Here is a 14,521-nt window from a genome sequence, read left to right on the forward strand (position 1 = left end):
GACTCATCGCGGGGGCGCCGGCAGGGTCTCAGGAAGCGTCGTCTGGCGTGGCACCACCGGTGCGCGCCTGGGCGGCGGGCGAGGCCTTCATGTGCTTGAAGGCCTCCATGATGTCCATGGGCAGCGGGAAGACCACGGTGGAGGCGTTCTTGTTGCTCATGTCGCTCATGGTCTGCAGGTAGCGCAGCTGCAGCGCGGCGGAGTTCTCGGACATGACGTTGGCCGCCTCGACCAGCTTCTTGGAGGCCTGCAGCTCGCCCTCGGCGTGGATCACCTTGGCGCGACGCTCGCGCTCCGCCTCGGCCTGACGGGCGATGGCGCGGATCATGCTCTCGTCGAGGTCGACGTGCTTGATTTCCACGTTGGCCACCTTGATGCCCCAGCTCTCGGCGGAGCTGTCGATGATCTCCTGGATGTCGTCGTTGAGCTTGTCGCGCTCGGAGAGCATCTCGTCCAGGTCGTGCTTGCCGAGCACCGAGCGCAGGGTGGTCTGGGCCAGCTGGCTGGTGGCGTTGACGAAGTTCTCTACCTGGATGATCGCCTTCTCCGGGTCCACCACCCGGAAGTAGAGCACCGCGTTGACCTTGACGGTGACGTTGTCCTGGGAGATGACGTCCTGCTCCGGCACGTCCATGGTGATCACTCGCAGGTCGACCACCTCCATCTTCTGGATGCCGGGGATGATGATCAAAAGGCCCGGCCCCTTCACCGCCTGGAAGCGGCCGAGGAAGAACACCACCCCGCGCTTGTACTCGGGCAGGATGCGGATCGAGGCCGCCAGCAGCATGATCAGCAGGACGACCGGGACGAGGTAGGATAGCAGCATGGTGTCGGCTCCTTGGTTGGGCCGGACGATGCGGATCATCGACCGTGCCGGGCGGGCCTCAGGACGACGAGGCCAGCGGTTCGACCTCCAGGGTCAGGCCGTCGACCGCGGTGACGCGGACCGACTGCCCCCGGGCGAGCGGCGCGGGGCTGCGTGCCCGCCAGCGCTCGCCCATCAGGCGCACGTGGCCCTGGCCGGAGAAGTCCTCGAGGACCAGCGCCTCGCTGCCGACCAGCTCCTCCTGGCCGGTGCGCGGCGGGCGACGCCGCAGGCCGATGAAGCGGGTCATGACCCACAGCATCAGGCCCGCCGCGAGCAGGGCAATGCCGCCGATCATCGGCAGCGAGATGTTCAGGGTGTCCGCGTCCATCAGTATCACCGATCCGATCACGAAGGCGACGATGCCGCCGATGCCGAGAATGCCGAAACTGGGCATCAGCGCCTCGCCCACGATCAGCCCCAGGCCCACCAGGATCAGCGCCAGTCCGGCGTAGTTGACCGGCAGCACCTGGAAGGCGAATAGCGCCAGCAAGAGCGAGATGATGCCGATGGTGCCTGGCACCAGGCTGCCCGGGTTGGAGAGTTCGAAGATCAGCCCGTAGAAGCCGATGATCATCAGGAAGTAGGCGACGTTGGGGTTGGTGATCACCGCCAGCAGCTCGGTGCGCCAGTCCGGATCGAAGCGCTCGACGGCGAGGTCGGCGGTGGCCAGGGTGCGCGCGCCGTCGTCCATGACCACGCTGCGCCCGTCGAGCTGGGCGAGCAGGTCGTCCAGGTCGCTCGCCACCACCTCGATGACGTTCTGCTCGAGCGCCTCCCGGGCGGTGAGGTTGACCGCCTCGCGCACCGCCGCCTCGGCCCAGTCGGCGTTGCGCCCATGGCGCTCGGCCAGCGAGCGGATGTAGGCGACGGCATCCTCCAGCACCTTGCGCTCCATGGCCGTCTCGCCGCGACGCTTGGCCGGCGCCGTCTCGGCCGCCTCACCCTCGGCCGTCTCTCCCTCGCTCGCCGCGCCGTCGGCGGACTCCTGCGCGGCCTCATCCGGCTGCGACTCCGGTGCTGATTCAGGCTCGGACTCGGGTTCGGGCTCGCCGATACCCGGTAGCCCGCCGCCCCCGCCGAGCTGCACGGGGGTGGCCGAGCCGAGGTGGGTGGCCGGCGCCATGGCCGCCACGTGGCTGGCGTAGAGCAGGTAAGTGCCGGCACTGGCGGCCCGCGCCCCCGCCGGCGAGACGTAGAGGGCGACCGGCACGGGGGAGGTGAGCATGGCGCGGATCATCGCGCGCATCGAGGCGTCGAGCCCGCCGGGGGTATCCATCGCCACCACGACGAGCTCGGCCTCGCGCGCCTCGGCCAGCTCCAGGCCGCGCCGGAAGTAGTCGTCGATGGCCGGCCCGATGGCGTCGTCGATGGTCATCACCATGGCCAGCCCCGTGTCCGACTGGGCCTTCTGGGCCTGGGCCTGCCAGGCGAGCAGGGCGCCCAGCGCCAGGCACAGCACGCTCAGCCAGAGCAGGACGCGACGCTTGGCATCTGGTCGATTCGGCATCACGCCCCCTCGCCTCGGCATATCAGATTATCCCTATGATGTCGGACGAGGGGATTCGTTCAGGCCTCGCCGCGCGCCCCGGGATGGGTCGCCAGCACATCGGCGCGAATCACCGACTGCTCGGCGATCAGCTCGTTGACCACCGCTCGGCTGGCCTGGTAGTGCGCGGTCTCCTTGTGGGCCGCCAGGGCCTGCGGGTCGGCGTAGATCTCATAGAGATGGATGAGGTCCGGGGTGTCACGATCCTCGATCACATCGAAGACCAGACAGCCCGGCTCGTCGCGCACCGAGGCCTCGGCGTTGGGCAGCATGGCCTCGAGGAAACGCTCCCGGGTGCCGGGCTTGAGGCGGGTCTGGACGATGATGCAGTACATGGCAGGCTCTCTTGGGTGGTGGAGATAGGTGGTGGCGATGGGTTGTGGAATGAACGTATTTATGGAAACATTTTCCAATAATATTCATTAAGCCCCGCCCCGTCGAGGAGGTCCCATGCAACGCCCCGCCCCGTTCAACGGCATGCGCCATATCGCCCTGCAGGTCCAGGACCTCGAAGCCTGCGAACGCTTCTACGTGGACATCCTGGGCCTGGCGGTGCTGCGCCGGGCCCACGAGAGCCTGGTCTACCTGACGCTTGGCAACGACAACGTCTCGCTCTCCCGCGCCAAGGCGCCCACCGGCGACGATCCCCAGCGCCTCGACCACTTCGGTTTCGTGGTCGACGCCCGCGAGGACGTGGACGCCTGGGAGGCGTTCCTGCGCCACCAAGGCGTCGAGGTGACGCGCGGCGCCCACGATCATGGCGACGGCGGGCGCAGCCTCTACTGCAAGGACCCGGACGGCAACAGCGTCCAGCCGCTCTACCACCCGAGCGTCTCCGGCCAGCGCCTGGCCTGAGGCCGATGCGATTGGCGGCGGCGAGAAGCCGCCGACTCCCCGAGCATGTCCTTCATGCTGACTCGTTTGGCGCCACCGGCAACGGTGGCGCCCTTTTTCGTCGCACCGCCCCGGAGCCCCTGGACCGGTAAACCGACGGGGAGGGTGGCCTGGAGGATGGGCGGGGCGCGAGGGTCCCGATGCTCGGAGGAGTGCTCAGAGGTCGTGGGGCTCGCCGGCCACGCGCTTCTGCACCTCCACCACGTAGGCCGCCAGCGAGGTCAGCTCCTCGCTGCCCCACTCAAGCGGCTCGGCGGCCATCGGGGCGACCATGCAGATCTGCACCATCTCGTCGGCGTGGACCTCTTCCATGCCGAACCGGTTGGCGGCCATCGCCACCCGGTGGGGGAAGGGCTGCTGGAAGGTCGCCTGGTAGCCGGTATCCTGCCCATCGCTGCCGTGACAGCTCGCACAGGCCAGGCCGTTGCTGCTCAAGGAGGTGTCGTAGTAGAGCGATTCGCCGCGGGCCAGCATCTCCCCGGGATTGTCGCCGCTCTCGTGGTAGGCCGGAACATAGTCGTCGGGCCTGGCCACTCCGGCGGTGTCGCCCCCTTCGGCCTCACCTTCTGCTTCGGCTTCACCCTCGGCTTCGGCTTCACCCTCGGCTTCGGCTTCACCCTCGGCTTCGCCCTCTGCCTCGGTGTGATAGCTGGCCAGCAGCAGGGGGGCCCGATCCGACGTTGAGAAGCGCGAGGCGGAGAACCCCGACTTGCCCGGATCGTCGACTGTCGGACCGCCGCCCGACGGATCGCCGCCCGGCGCGGCCTGCAGCGCGGCGCCGCCGGCCACCAGCGCCAGCAGCGGTGCCGTGTAGGCCAGTTGTCGACTCAGGCGGCCCAGCAGCCTGCGGCGTTGTTCGTCGTGCTGTGACATGATCTCACCCTCCGCGGTGCGTGTTCGAGACGCGGCGCAGACGCCAACGGGGCATCCGCGCTACCGTTGTGTCGCCTCGGGCGGCGCGGGCTTACAGCCGCCGCACACCGGAGGGCCGTGTAAGGAAGCTCGCCCCCGTGCGACCATCGATGACCATCGTCCCCGATCAAGGAACGTCATGCCGGACACCGCCTCACGCCCCGATACACCGCAAGCCCCGTCGGCCCTCTGCCGGCCACTGGCCACGGCCCTCGCCCGCGCCGGCCTCGGGGCGGGTATCGCGGGCATGCACCCGATGGCCGACACGGGCCTCGCCCATCATCACCTGTGGCTCGACCGGGAAGATGACGACTGGGTGGCGCGACTGCCGAAGCAGAGCCAGATGCGCCTCGACCCCGCGGCGAACCTCGCCTACCAGGCGGCCTGCTTCACCCGCGCCAGCCGGGGCGGCCACGCGCCCGCGCTGCACGGCCTGCTGCCGCCCGGCCCGGAGCTGCCCCGCGGTGGACTGCTGGTCGACGCCATCCGCGGCCGACCGGCGCGCTTGCCCGAGGACCTACCCCGCCTCGCCGAGGCGCTGGCCAGCCTCCATACGCTGGCGGTGCCAGAGGCCCCGGAGCGCGCGCCGCTGCTCTCCCCCGCCGATCCCTGGGCCGCGATGCGCGAGGAGGTGGGCGAGCAGGCCCACTTCCTCGACCAGGCCGAGCTCTCGGACGAGGCGCGCCGCCTGATCGAGGCCGAGCTGGCCGCCCTGCCCCGCCGTCTGCCGCCGGGACCCAGCGCCGAGCCCCGGCTGATCAGCTTCGATGCCCACCCCGGGAACTTCCTGGTCACCGAGGACGGTCGCGCGGTACTGGTGGACCTGGAGAAGTGCCGCTACGGCCTGGTCGGCTTCGACCTGGCCCACGCCAGCCTCTATACCTCCACCACCTGGGACCTGACCAGCCGCGCCGAGCTGACGCCCGCCGAGGTGGCCGCCTTCTATCGCCACTGGATCGCGGCCACGAGCTACGAGGGCGAGGTCGAGACCCTGCTGGCGTGCCGGCGTGCCATGTGGCTCTGGTCGCTGACCTGGTGCGCCAAGTGGCGGGCCAGCCACCGGCGCGCCCGAGACACCGAGGATCGCGGCGAGGACTGGTCCGAGGCGCTGAGCGACGATGCCCTGATCGCCCACGTGCGCGAGCGCGTCGACCACTACCTCTCGGTGGCCGCCATCGAGCACGTGCGCCGCGAGCATCGCGAACTGCAACGCCTGCTCTCGCCCTGACGCGCCGCAAAACGCCCAGGGCCCTTGATCACGCCCTTGTCCACACTCACCAAGAGGAACCCCACGATGCGCGCACTCTCCCCTCGGCTATCCCGGCTCGCCGTCCTGCTGCCGGCCCTGCTGCTGTCGACGCCGGGCCTCGCGGCCACCCCCGACCCGGCCGACTGGGAGGCCGTGCTCGAGGAGGCCCGCGGCCAGACCGTCTACTGGTACGCCTGGGCCGGCGATCAGCGCACCAACGACTACATCGACTGGGTGGCCGGGCGCGTCGGCGAGCGCTTCGACATCGACCTCGAGCACGTCAAGATCGGCAATACCGCCGAGGCGGTCTCCCGGGTGCTGGCGGAGAAGCAGGCCGGCAACGACGACGACGGCAACGTCGACCTGCTCTGGATCAACGGCGAGAACTTCGCCGCCATGAAGGACAACGACCTGCTGTTCGGCCCCTTCGCCCGCGCGCTGCCGAACTTCGCCCTGACCCGTCCCGAGCACAATCCCGAGGTGGTCACCGACTTCACCCTGCCCACCGATGGCTACGAGTCCCCCTGGGGCCGGGCGCAAATCACCTACTACTATGACAGTGACGCGTTCCGCGCGGACAGCGACGCCCTCGACACGCCCCCCCAGGACATCGAGGCGCTGCTGGCCTGGGCAGAGGCGAACCCGGGGCGCTTCACCTACCCGCGGATCCCCGACTTCACCGGCAGCACCTTCCTCAAGCAGGCCCTGATCGAGCTCACCGACCGGGACGAAGCGCTCTACGCCCCGGTCGAGGAGAGCGACTTCGTCGCCGTCACCGCCCCGCTGTGGGAGTACCTGGATGCCCTGCACCCCCACCTGTGGCGCAGCGGCCGCCAGTTCCCCGCCAGCGGCCCCGAGATGCGCAGCCTGATGGGCGACGGCGCGCTCACGCTGGCCTTCACCTTCATCCCCTCGGAGCCGGCCGCGGCGGTGGCCGACTACGAGCTGCCGGAAAGCACCCGCAGCTACGTGCCGGCAAGCGGGACCCTCGGCAACGTGCACTTCGTCGCCATCCCCTACAACTCGCCCCACCAGGCGGGCGCCATGGTCGTCGCCGACTACCTGCTCTCCCCGGAGGCCCAGGCGACCAAGCAGGACCTCGACGTCTGGGGCGATCGCACCGTGCTCGACGTCGCCCAGCTGCCGACGGACGACCGGGCGCTGTTCGCGCTGGACCAGGAGAACCCGGCGATGCTGCCGGCGGGCGCCCTCGAGCGCACCCTGCCCGAGCCGCATCCCAGCTGGATGACAGCGCTTCAGGACGCCTGGCAGGCGCGCTACGTCGGACAATGATGGCCAGCGCTAGCGCCCCACGGGCGGGCGAGGCGGGGTCGGCCCGATGATGCTGCGCCTCGCCCCCGTGCTGATCGCCACCCTGCTGGTCGCGCCGATCCTGGCGGGCCTCGCCATGGCCCTGCTGCCGGCCTTCGGCTACCTGCCGGCGCTGGGCGGCGAGGCGTTCTCGCTGGCCCCCTGGCGGGCGCTGGCCGCCCAGCCGGGCATCGAGCGCTCGGTCGCCATCAGCCTCGCCGGCGGGCTCGTCGCCACCGCCATCTCGCTCGCCGTGGTGCTGCTCTACCTGGCCGCGGCGACCGGCAGCCGGCTGGATCGCTGGATCCGGCGGCTGGTCTCGCCGCTGCTCTCCATTCCCCACGCCGCGGCGGCCTTCGGGCTGGCCTTCCTGATCGCTCCCTCGGGGCTGCTCGCGCGACTAGCCTCGCCGTCGCTGACCGGCTGGGAGCGCCCGCCGGACCTGCTGATCGTCCAGGATCCCTGGGGGCTCTCACTGATCGCGGGGCTGGTGATCAAGGAGGTGCCCTTCCTGCTGCTGATGAGCCTGGCGGCGCTGCCCCAGCTCGATGCCGAGCGCCGCGTGGCCATGGCCCGCTCGCTGGGCTACCGCCCCGCCATCGCCTGGCTCAAGGTGGTGGCGCCGGCCCTCTACCCGCTGATCCGCCTGCCGGTGTTCGCGGTGATCGCCTACGCCTCCTCGGTGGTGGACGTGGCGATGATCCTCGGCCCGACCCTGCCGCCGACGCTCGCCGTCTCGATCCTCACCTGGTTCAGCGACCCCGACCTCGACCAGCGCTTCCTCGCCTCGGCCGGGGCGATCCTGCAGCTCGGCGTCACTGCCACGGCGCTAATGGCCTGGTGGGGACTGGAGCGGCTCGTGGCCAGGCTGATGAAGGCCTGGATCGCCCGCGGCGGCAGGCGCCACGGCGAGACCGGCCTGCGCCTCGCCGGCAGGCTGCCGATCCTGCTCGCCACGGGCATCGCCTTCGCCGGGCTCGGCGGCCTGGCGATCTACTCCGTGGCGGGGTTCTGGCGGTTTCCCGGGGCCCTGCCCCGGAGCATGACGCCGGATCACTGGGCCCAGGCGCTGCCCGCCCTCGGCGGGCCGCTCGCCTCGACGGCGCTGATCGCGCTGGGCGCAACCCTGCTCGCCGCGGTCCTGGTGCTGGCGGCCCTGGAGAACGAGCAGCGCACCGGTCGCACCGCCTCGAAAGCGCTGTGGCTGCTCTACCTGCCGCTGATCGTGCCGCAGATCGCCTTCCTGTTCGGCCTGGTGGTGGTGATGGAGCAGCTCGGCACCCGCCCGACCCACGGCCTGATCATCTTCGGCCACCTGCTGTTCGTGCTGCCCTACGTCTTCCTGTCGCTCTCGGAGGCCTACCGGCGGATCGACCCGCGCTGGACGCGGCTCGCCCTGACGCTCGGGGCCTCGCGCAACGCCGTCTTCTGGCGGGTCCGGCTGCCGATGCTGCTGGCCCCGCTGCTCACCGCCTGTGCGGTGGGCCTGGCAGTGAGCATCGGCCAGTACCTGCCCACCCAGTTGCTCGGTGCGGGCCGGGTGAGCACCGTCACCACCGAGGCGGTCTCGCTGGCCGCCGGCGGCAACCGCCGGGTGATCGGGGTCTGGGCACTGGTCCAGGCCTGCCTGCCGCTAGTGGGCTTCGCGATCGCCATCGGCCTGCCGAAGCTGCTATGGTCCAACCGCCGCGGCATGCAGGGAGCCCCATGAACACGCCCCATCGACTCGAGCTTCGCGACGTCCACATTCGCCTGGGCGACACGCCCCTGGTCGCCCTCGACACCGAGATCGCCCCGGGCGAAGTGCTCACCGTGATGGGCCCCTCCGGCTCCGGCAAGTCGACCCTGCTCGCCTACCTGGCCGGCTTCCTGGCGCCCGAGTTCGAGGCCTCCGGCCGGGTGCTGCTGGACGGCCGCGACATCACCGCCGTGCCCGCCGAGCGCCGCGGCATCGGCCTGCTGTTCCAGGACCCGCTGCTCTTCCCCCATCTCTCGGTGGCCGGCAACCTGCGCTTCGGCCTGCCCCGCGCCGGCGCCGACAAGGCCGCCCGGATCGAGCAGGCGCTCGCGCGCATCGGGCTGGCCGGCTTCGGCGAGCGCGACCCGGCGACGCTCTCCGGCGGCCAGAAGGCGCGAGTGGCGCTGATGCGCCTGCTGCTCTCGGCGCCCTGCGCGGTGCTGCTCGACGAGCCCTTCTCCAAGCTCGACACCCACCTGCGCCAGGCGATGCGCCGGCTGGTGTTCGAGCGCCTGCGCGAGGCCGGCCTGCCGAGCCTGCTGGTGACCCACGACCGCGAGGACGCCGAGGCAGCCGGCGGGCGGGTGATCGAGCTCTCGTCATGATGCCTCACCGAGCCCCCGCTGGAGAGACAGGATGCCGACCCCACCACGACTGAGCATCATCATCCCGACCCTGAATGAGGCCGCCATCATCGAGGCGACCCTGACCCACCTGCAGGCGGCAAGGGCGGCCGGCGCGGAGCTCCTGGTCGTCGACGGCGGCAGCCAGGACGATACGCGGGCCCGGGCCACCCCGCTGGCCTCCCGGGTGATCGAGAGCGAGCCCGGCCGCGCCCGACAGATGAATGCCGGGGCCCACGCGGCCCGCGGCCGGCAGCTCTTGTTCCTGCATGCCGACACGCGCCTGCCGCCGGGGGCCGAGGCCGCGATCGCCGCGGCGCTGGCCGAGGGGCGCGACTGGGGGCGCTTCGACGTGCGGCTGACCGGGCGCCATCCGCTGCTGCCCGTCATCGCCTTCGCCATGAACCGGCGCTCGCGCTGGACGGGCATCGCCACCGGCGACCAGGGCCTGTTCATGACCCGTGAGGCCTTCGCGGCCGCGGGCGGCTTTCCCGATCAGCCGCTGATGGAGGACATCGAGATGTCACGACGGCTCAAGCGGCGCTCCAGGCCGGCCTGCCTGCGCGAGCGGGTGACGACCTCGGGGCGGCGCTGGGAGCAGGGCGGCGCCTGGCGCACCATCCTGCTGATGTGGCGGCTGCGCTGGCGCTACTGGCGCGGCGCCTCCCCCGACGACCTGGCCCGGGCGTATCGCCATGTGCGCTGACGCTCGCGGCGACGTTCCCCTGGCGATACTCGCCAAGGCGCCGATTCCCGGTCGCGCCAAGACGCGGCTGATTCCGGCCCTCGGCGCCGAGGGCGCCAGCCGGCTCCACGCGCGGCTGCTGCGCCACGCGCTGGCCACCGCCCTGGCGGCGACCTCGCCCGAGCGAATCACCCTGTGGACGGCACTCGAGCACGCTCACCCGCTGTTCCGGGAACTGGCCGCTCGCCACGGCATCGCGCTGCGCGCCCAGCCCGAGGGCGATCTCGGCGCGCGCATGCACCAGGCCCTCGCGGCCATGGACGCGCCGGGGCTCTTGATCGGCAGCGACTGCCCGGCGCTGACCCCGGCGCTGCTGCGACGCTGCGCGGCGGCGCTGAGTGATGCCGATGGCGTCTTCGTGCCGGTCGAGGATGGCGGCTATGCGCTGGTCGGCGTCCGGCGCGCCGAGCGCCGGCTGTTTTCCGGCATCGACTGGGGCACGGAGCGCGTCATGGCCCAGACCCGTGAGCGCGCCGAGGCGCTTGACTGGCGGCTGGCCTGCCCGGCGCGGCTCTGGGACGTCGACCGCCCAGAGGATCTCGCGAGACTGGCCCGCCTGGACGACGCGCTCGGCGTCGGCTTTCTTGACCCTCGGCCCGACGACCGTCTCGAGGGCCAGGAGTGAGGCCTCACCATCGCGCGCCCCGTAAGGAACGCCCGCGGGCCGCGACTCAGCGAAGAGTCCCTCCCCCCTGAATGCGCCCATCCCGGCGGCCAACCTCAGCTGCTAGACTCTTTCCCGCAGCGCAGATAACAACGACAGCGGGAACGGGGGCTCATCGATGGACGAAAAGGCACACAGGCTGGAGCGGCTGACGGCGGTGAGACCGCGCCTGGTCTCCTTCGCCCTCATGCACCTGCGGGATCGAAGCCAGGCAGAGGATGCCGTTCAGGAGGCCATGATGTCCGCCATCGAGAAGAACGACAGTTTCGCCGGACGCTCCGGCTACGAGACCTGGGTCTTCGGTATCCTCAAGTACAAGATCCTCGACGCCATGCGTCAGCAGAAGCGCCAAGGCCGCTGGCAGCCCCTGGCGGACGAGAACGATGACGAGACGATCGACCGGCTGTTCCAGCAGAACGGCCGCTGGCAGCAGGAGGCCCGTCCGCAGAGCTGGGGAGAGCCCGAGGCCGCCTTCGAGAACGAGCGCTTCTGGCAGGTCTTCGACGCCTGCATGATCGCCCTGCCGGACAGCGCCGTGCGGATCTTCTCCCTGCGCGAGCTGATGGGGCTCTCCACCGGGGAGATCTGCCAGGAACTCGGCATCAAGGAGAACAACTGCTGGGTGATGCTGCATCGCGCCCGGCTGAGGCTGCGCGCCTGCATCGAGCAGGGCTGGCTCGAGGGAGACGCCTCATGATGATGTGCAAGGAGGCGACCCGCCTGATGTCGCTCCGCCAGGACCGGCCCCTCACCTTCCAGGAAAGGCTCTCGCTGCGGCTGCATCTCGCCATGTGCGGCGCGTGCCGGGAGTGCGACCGGCAATTCACGCTACTGCATGAGGCTGGCCGGCACCTCGGCCCCGAGGAGGAGGACGAGCCGCCGGCATGAGTCAGCGGCCCGCGGCGGCGCTGGCCAGGCCCTCGAGCAGGCCGGCGACCTTCTCCAGGGGCAGCTCGCACTCCTCCAGGCCATGGCGCTCGGCCAGGTAGTGGGGCGAGTTCCACTCCAGCCGGACGCCCTCGTCGGTCTCCCTCACCACCATCTTCTGCGGCAGGTCCAGCGCCATGCTGCCCTGGCACTGCATCATCGGCGTGCCCACCGCCGGATTGCCGAACACGAAGGTCCGGGTCGGAGGCAACGAGAGATCCACTCGCCGGGCATTGGCGGCGTGGTCGATCACGCTCATCAGGGTCAGCCCCCGCTCCTCGATCGCCGTGCGCAGCCGCTGATCGACGCGTGCGAACGCATCGTTCGAGTCGAACTGCCGGATGCCGTGCGACTCCGCCTGCGCGACCGGCGCCGTGGCCAGGAGCAGGCCCAGGGCCGCCCCGATCACCGCTCTGTTCATGAGGTTTCTCCCTTCGTGTGGTGGCCCGCTCAGCGTGGCCAACGTCCGGGCCCCTGGCAAGGCAACCCGCCGGAGCGCCAGGCCATGGCGTCCTCCTCATGAGGACGAGCGGTGCCGCTTCGATACGGCCGAGAGAGGGGGTAGCATGAGGATAGGCTCGCCAATGCCTTTCCCGGCCGACGACGGCGTAAGGATGGCGCGGCGGCCTCGACCGAACATGGCTCCCCGATGCCTGGAGTGACCCGCGTGATGATCCGATCGCTGCGCTTTTCCCGCCTGTCCGGCTTTCAGCTTGGTTCCCTGTCTTGCCGCCTGCTGCTGGCCGCGCTCTGTGCCGGGCCGCCCCTGCTCGGTGGCGGACTGGCCATGGCGGCCGATGACCTGCATTTCTCGCCGGAGGAGATCCGGGACTGGTCGACCCGCGTCTTCGCCGGCGAGACCGAATACCGCGTCGTCGACCTGGAGGGCACCCTGGCGCTCCAGGCCCGCGCCCGCCGGCGGGCCTCGGCGAAGTACCTGGAGCGCGAGATCGATCTTGGCGAGACGCCCTACCTGCAGTGGTGCTGGCGGGTCTCGGGGATTCACGAGGGGCTCGACGAGACGCGCAAGTCCGGGGACGACTATCCCGCCCGGGTCTACGTGGCCCGCAAGACGGGGCTGCTGCCCTGGCAGGTGGAGTCGGTGAACTACGTCTGGGCCTCGCATCAGCCGGCCGGCAGCGCCTGGCCCAACGCCTTCACCGACCGCGCCCGGCTGCTGGCCCTGCAGAGCGGCGACGCGCGCGTCGGCGAATGGGTGGCGGAGGTGCGCGACGTCGGCGCCGACTACCGGCGCCTCTTCGGCGAGCGCGCGACCCGCCTCGATGGCCTGGCCCTGATGAGCGACGGCGATAACGCCGGCGTGGATGCCACGGCCTGGTTCACCCACCTCGCCTTCTCCGCCTCACCGGCGCCGCCCGCCTGTCCCTGACGCCCTCGGTCGGCGGCGACGTACCGCAGGTCGCCGTAGCGCCAGATCAGGGTCGCCGCCCGGGCAAGCAGCGACGGCGGTGAGGGCTCGCGGGGCATGTCGATCTACGCAGGCACGGGGTCGGGATCTCCGGGGCTACTCCGATTCCTCGGTGGCACGCTTTGCAATGTCCGCGAAGAGGGTATCGAGCTCGCGGCCCACCGTTGCCAGCTCCTCTCCGGCCGCGTCCACGTAGGGGGCGAGCAGATGGGTCGGGGTCTTCCAGGAGAGCGTGGCGCCGCCGTCCTCGTGTTCGGTGACATAGAAGCGCATGGGGGCCTCGATCATCGCCGGGACGCTGAGCCGCAGGATCCGGACGGCATAGTCATTGCGAAACACGCCGACGACCCGGTTGCCGGGGAGGGTGATCCCGCGGTTGGCGGCCGCCTCGGTGGGGCCCGCCTCGGTGACCACGAACATGCCCTCGGCCTCGACCGCCTCCCGCAGGGCCGACAGCAGGTCGTCGTAGGCAAGCGAGGTGGGCGTGACCTGCCAGCCCTCGTCGGGCCAACGAGGTTCGGCGCTCACGGGCAGCGCCACGACCAGTAACAGCAGCCAGATCACCAGTCTCATGCGCATCATCAGGCACTCCTTCGCGTGAGGGACGTCGACTCCGCGGGCACCCGCTGCCAGTGGCGAAGCGTGGAGGGATGTACCCCGAAGGTCTCGGGCAGATGGCTACCCGACTGCTCGGCCAGCAGGGCAATGATCGCCATGTGATGAATGCTGTGACTGGTCAGGAAGGCAAGCTCGCGGTTCAGGCTCGACGCCAGGGAAAGCGCCCCGTCGTCCAGGGGATAGGCCAGGGTCGGCACGGCCGGCGACGGCTCGCTGCAAAGCGCCGACAGCCTTGACTCGATGTCGGCCAGATGGCTCGCAGCCTGCTGCGGCCACTGCTCGAGGGTCTCATCGCGTCGGCGCTGTTCGTAGTCGATGACCTCCCCGCCTCGCTCGAGGCCGTCGAGGAGAGCGTCATAATGATCGATGATGTGGCGCACATGCTTGCCCAGGGTGTGGCGCCCATGCTCACCGAATGCCTGTCGATAGTGCTCGGGGGCGAGGCCGGTGACGAAGCTCCTCAGCTGGGCAAGGGTCAGCAGGTTCTCCTCGACGAGACGCGCGGTGTCGGGAGAGGGCGGAGAGGGACGTGATGTCATGACGGGTATCCTGTGAGGTCCACTGGGGTTACGTCAGGGAAATCGCCCTGAGGCGGCCGCGGGGGAAGTCAGGCCGCCACCGTGGTGACGGACCTGATCTCTCGCCGGTGGGGAAGGAAGGGCTCATCCCTCCCCTTCGCCCTCGCCTTCCGCTTCTGCTTCACCCTCGCCCTCGGCTTCACCTTCCGCCTCACCTTCGGCCTCGGCGCCACCCTCGGCGTGGGCCTCGGCCAGCATCAGGGGCGCCTCCTGGCCATTGGTATAGCTCAGCTCGGGGGACGTCTCGCCGGCCACGGCCTGGAACGCCGCCCCGCTGGCGACCAGGGCGAGGGCCGGTGCCGTGTAGCCCAGCTGACGGCTGAGGCGACTCAGCAGGCTACGACGCTTCTCGTCTTGCAGTGTCATGATCATGACCTCCTTGATACCGGGTGGGCGACACGTCGCGCGTGTCGTGTTGC

18 protein-coding genes are annotated in these 14,521 nt (G+C 70.6%); 10 read left to right on the forward strand and 8 right to left on the reverse strand.

Features of this window, described 5'->3' with window-relative positions; translation table 11 throughout:
• Positions 1 to 28: 28 nt before the first annotated feature.
• The 3 genes from ACGTNG_RS01285 to ACGTNG_RS01295 are packed head-to-tail and all read right to left on the reverse strand — an operon-like array spanning position 29 to position 2,749.
• On the reverse strand, positions 29 to 826 hold the full coding sequence (locus ACGTNG_RS01285) for a slipin family protein (protein ID WP_394575017.1): 798 nt from the start codon (positions 824 to 826) through the stop codon (positions 29 to 31).
• A gap of 58 nt (positions 827 to 884) precedes the next feature.
• The gene (locus ACGTNG_RS01290; protein ID WP_394575018.1) at positions 885 to 2,375 is read right to left on the reverse strand and encodes an NfeD family protein; all 1,491 of its coding nucleotides are present in this window, start codon (positions 2,373 to 2,375) and stop codon (positions 885 to 887) included.
• A gap of 59 nt (positions 2,376 to 2,434) precedes the next feature.
• Positions 2,435 to 2,749, reverse strand: a complete 315-nt coding sequence (locus tag ACGTNG_RS01295; protein ID WP_394575019.1) for a putative quinol monooxygenase — start codon at positions 2,747 to 2,749, stop codon at positions 2,435 to 2,437.
• 115 nt (positions 2,750 to 2,864) lie between these two features.
• On the opposite strand from ACGTNG_RS01295, the gene ACGTNG_RS01300 reads away from it, so the two are divergent.
• Positions 2,865 to 3,269 (forward strand): VOC family protein, encoded by a 405-nt coding sequence (locus ACGTNG_RS01300; protein WP_394575020.1) that lies wholly within the window; start codon positions 2,865 to 2,867, stop codon positions 3,267 to 3,269.
• A 195-nt stretch (positions 3,270 to 3,464) separates the two neighbouring features.
• Here the strand turns inward: ACGTNG_RS01300 and ACGTNG_RS01305 are convergent, their stop codons facing one another.
• Positions 3,465 to 4,181: a hypothetical protein gene (locus ACGTNG_RS01305; RefSeq protein ID WP_394575021.1), complete on the reverse strand. Its 717-nt coding sequence runs from the start codon at positions 4,179 to 4,181 to the stop codon at positions 3,465 to 3,467.
• 178 nt (positions 4,182 to 4,359) lie between these two features.
• Between ACGTNG_RS01305 and ACGTNG_RS01310 the strand changes: the two genes are divergently transcribed.
• The 8 genes from ACGTNG_RS01310 (at position 4,360) to ACGTNG_RS01345 (ending at position 11,438) form a co-directional block, all read left to right on the forward strand.
• Positions 4,360 to 5,448: a phosphotransferase gene (locus ACGTNG_RS01310; RefSeq protein ID WP_394575022.1), complete on the forward strand. Its 1,089-nt coding sequence runs from the start codon at positions 4,360 to 4,362 to the stop codon at positions 5,446 to 5,448.
• Positions 5,449 to 5,514: 66 nt separating this feature from the next.
• Positions 5,515 to 6,762: an ABC transporter substrate-binding protein gene (locus ACGTNG_RS01315; protein WP_394575023.1), complete on the forward strand. Its 1,248-nt coding sequence runs from the start codon at positions 5,515 to 5,517 to the stop codon at positions 6,760 to 6,762.
• A gap of 49 nt (positions 6,763 to 6,811) precedes the next feature.
• On the forward strand, positions 6,812 to 8,491 hold the full coding sequence (locus ACGTNG_RS01320; RefSeq protein ID WP_394575551.1) for an ABC transporter permease: 1,680 nt from the start codon (positions 6,812 to 6,814) through the stop codon (positions 8,489 to 8,491).
• Entirely contained in the window at positions 8,488 to 9,123 is a 636-nt protein-coding gene (locus tag ACGTNG_RS01325) for an ATP-binding cassette domain-containing protein (RefSeq protein ID WP_394575024.1), read from the forward strand. Before ACGTNG_RS01320 ends, ACGTNG_RS01325 begins: the two co-directional genes overlap by 4 nt.
• A gap of 31 nt (positions 9,124 to 9,154) precedes the next feature.
• Positions 9,155 to 9,847 carry a TIGR04283 family arsenosugar biosynthesis glycosyltransferase gene (locus ACGTNG_RS01330; RefSeq protein ID WP_394575025.1) on the forward strand — a complete coding sequence of 231 codons (693 nt, stop codon included), beginning with the start codon at positions 9,155 to 9,157 and terminating at the stop codon, positions 9,845 to 9,847.
• Positions 9,837 to 10,511 carry a TIGR04282 family arsenosugar biosynthesis glycosyltransferase gene (locus ACGTNG_RS01335; RefSeq protein WP_394575026.1) on the forward strand — a complete coding sequence of 225 codons (675 nt, stop codon included), beginning with the start codon at positions 9,837 to 9,839 and terminating at the stop codon, positions 10,509 to 10,511. Before ACGTNG_RS01330 ends, ACGTNG_RS01335 begins: the two co-directional genes overlap by 11 nt.
• Positions 10,512 to 10,668: 157 nt before the next feature.
• Positions 10,669 to 11,247: a sigma-70 family RNA polymerase sigma factor gene (locus ACGTNG_RS01340; protein WP_394575027.1), complete on the forward strand. Its 579-nt coding sequence runs from the start codon at positions 10,669 to 10,671 to the stop codon at positions 11,245 to 11,247.
• Positions 11,244 to 11,438, forward strand: coding sequence for a zf-HC2 domain-containing protein (locus tag ACGTNG_RS01345; RefSeq protein ID WP_394575028.1), 195 nt, complete (start codon positions 11,244 to 11,246; stop codon positions 11,436 to 11,438). Before ACGTNG_RS01340 ends, ACGTNG_RS01345 begins: the two co-directional genes overlap by 4 nt.
• Position 11,439: 1 nt before the next feature.
• Here ACGTNG_RS01345 and ACGTNG_RS01350 read toward each other — a convergent pair whose 3' ends face one another.
• Positions 11,440 to 11,898, reverse strand: coding sequence for a DUF302 domain-containing protein (locus ACGTNG_RS01350; RefSeq protein ID WP_394575029.1), 459 nt, complete (start codon positions 11,896 to 11,898; stop codon positions 11,440 to 11,442).
• A 249-nt stretch (positions 11,899 to 12,147) separates the two neighbouring features.
• On the opposite strand from ACGTNG_RS01350, the gene ACGTNG_RS01355 reads away from it, so the two are divergent.
• Positions 12,148 to 12,867, forward strand: coding sequence for a DUF3047 domain-containing protein (locus ACGTNG_RS01355; protein ID WP_394575552.1), 720 nt, complete (start codon positions 12,148 to 12,150; stop codon positions 12,865 to 12,867).
• A 135-nt stretch (positions 12,868 to 13,002) separates the two neighbouring features.
• On the opposite strand, the gene ACGTNG_RS01360 is transcribed toward ACGTNG_RS01355, so the two are convergent.
• The 3 genes from ACGTNG_RS01360 to ACGTNG_RS01370 form a co-directional block, all read right to left on the reverse strand.
• Positions 13,003 to 13,488 carry a DUF302 domain-containing protein gene (locus ACGTNG_RS01360; RefSeq protein ID WP_394575030.1) on the reverse strand — a complete coding sequence of 162 codons (486 nt, stop codon included), beginning with the start codon at positions 13,486 to 13,488 and terminating at the stop codon, positions 13,003 to 13,005.
• Positions 13,488 to 14,063: a DinB family protein gene (locus tag ACGTNG_RS01365; RefSeq protein WP_394575031.1), complete on the reverse strand. Its 576-nt coding sequence runs from the start codon at positions 14,061 to 14,063 to the stop codon at positions 13,488 to 13,490. Before ACGTNG_RS01365 ends, ACGTNG_RS01360 begins: the two co-directional genes overlap by 1 nt.
• A 123-nt stretch (positions 14,064 to 14,186) precedes the next feature.
• Positions 14,187 to 14,468 carry a hypothetical protein gene (locus ACGTNG_RS01370; RefSeq protein WP_394575032.1) on the reverse strand — a complete coding sequence of 94 codons (282 nt, stop codon included), beginning with the start codon at positions 14,466 to 14,468 and terminating at the stop codon, positions 14,187 to 14,189.
• Positions 14,469 to 14,521 lie beyond the last annotated feature (53 nt).

Source organism: Halomonas sp. B23F22_3 (genome assembly GCF_043496965.1).
Lineage (GTDB): Bacteria > Pseudomonadota > Gammaproteobacteria > Pseudomonadales > Halomonadaceae > Halomonas.

Excerpts from the sequence above, each read along its gene's own strand:
- ACGTNG_RS01325 (WP_394575024.1), top strand. The coding sequence starts at position 8,488 with ATGAACACGCCCCATCGACTCGAGCTTCGCGACGTCCACATTCGCCTG.
- ACGTNG_RS01360 (WP_394575030.1), bottom strand. The coding sequence starts at position 13,488 with ATGATGCGCATGAGACTGGTGATCTGGCTGCTGTTACTGGTCGTGGCG.
- ACGTNG_RS01345 (WP_394575028.1), top strand. The coding sequence starts at position 11,244 with ATGATGATGTGCAAGGAGGCGACCCGCCTGATGTCGCTCCGCCAGGAC.
- ACGTNG_RS01310 (WP_394575022.1), top strand. The coding sequence starts at position 4,360 with ATGCCGGACACCGCCTCACGCCCCGATACACCGCAAGCCCCGTCGGCC.
- ACGTNG_RS01370 (WP_394575032.1), bottom strand. The coding sequence starts at position 14,468 with ATGACACTGCAAGACGAGAAGCGTCGTAGCCTGCTGAGTCGCCTCAGC.
- ACGTNG_RS01285 (WP_394575017.1), bottom strand. The coding sequence starts at position 826 with ATGCTGCTATCCTACCTCGTCCCGGTCGTCCTGCTGATCATGCTGCTG.
- ACGTNG_RS01305 (WP_394575021.1), bottom strand. The coding sequence starts at position 4,181 with ATGTCACAGCACGACGAACAACGCCGCAGGCTGCTGGGCCGCCTGAGT.
- ACGTNG_RS01290 (WP_394575018.1), bottom strand. The coding sequence starts at position 2,375 with ATGCCGAATCGACCAGATGCCAAGCGTCGCGTCCTGCTCTGGCTGAGC.
- ACGTNG_RS01315 (WP_394575023.1), top strand. The coding sequence starts at position 5,515 with ATGCGCGCACTCTCCCCTCGGCTATCCCGGCTCGCCGTCCTGCTGCCG.
- ACGTNG_RS01365 (WP_394575031.1), bottom strand. The coding sequence starts at position 14,063 with ATGACATCACGTCCCTCTCCGCCCTCTCCCGACACCGCGCGTCTCGTC.
- ACGTNG_RS01320 (WP_394575551.1), top strand. The coding sequence starts at position 6,812 with ATGCTGCGCCTCGCCCCCGTGCTGATCGCCACCCTGCTGGTCGCGCCG.
- ACGTNG_RS01295 (WP_394575019.1), bottom strand. The coding sequence starts at position 2,749 with ATGTACTGCATCATCGTCCAGACCCGCCTCAAGCCCGGCACCCGGGAG.
- ACGTNG_RS01335 (WP_394575026.1), top strand. The coding sequence starts at position 9,837 with ATGTGCGCTGACGCTCGCGGCGACGTTCCCCTGGCGATACTCGCCAAG.
- ACGTNG_RS01350 (WP_394575029.1), bottom strand. The coding sequence starts at position 11,898 with ATGAACAGAGCGGTGATCGGGGCGGCCCTGGGCCTGCTCCTGGCCACG.
- ACGTNG_RS01330 (WP_394575025.1), top strand. The coding sequence starts at position 9,155 with ATGCCGACCCCACCACGACTGAGCATCATCATCCCGACCCTGAATGAG.
- ACGTNG_RS01300 (WP_394575020.1), top strand. The coding sequence starts at position 2,865 with ATGCAACGCCCCGCCCCGTTCAACGGCATGCGCCATATCGCCCTGCAG.
- ACGTNG_RS01340 (WP_394575027.1), top strand. The coding sequence starts at position 10,669 with ATGGACGAAAAGGCACACAGGCTGGAGCGGCTGACGGCGGTGAGACCG.
- ACGTNG_RS01355 (WP_394575552.1), top strand. The coding sequence starts at position 12,148 with ATGATCCGATCGCTGCGCTTTTCCCGCCTGTCCGGCTTTCAGCTTGGT.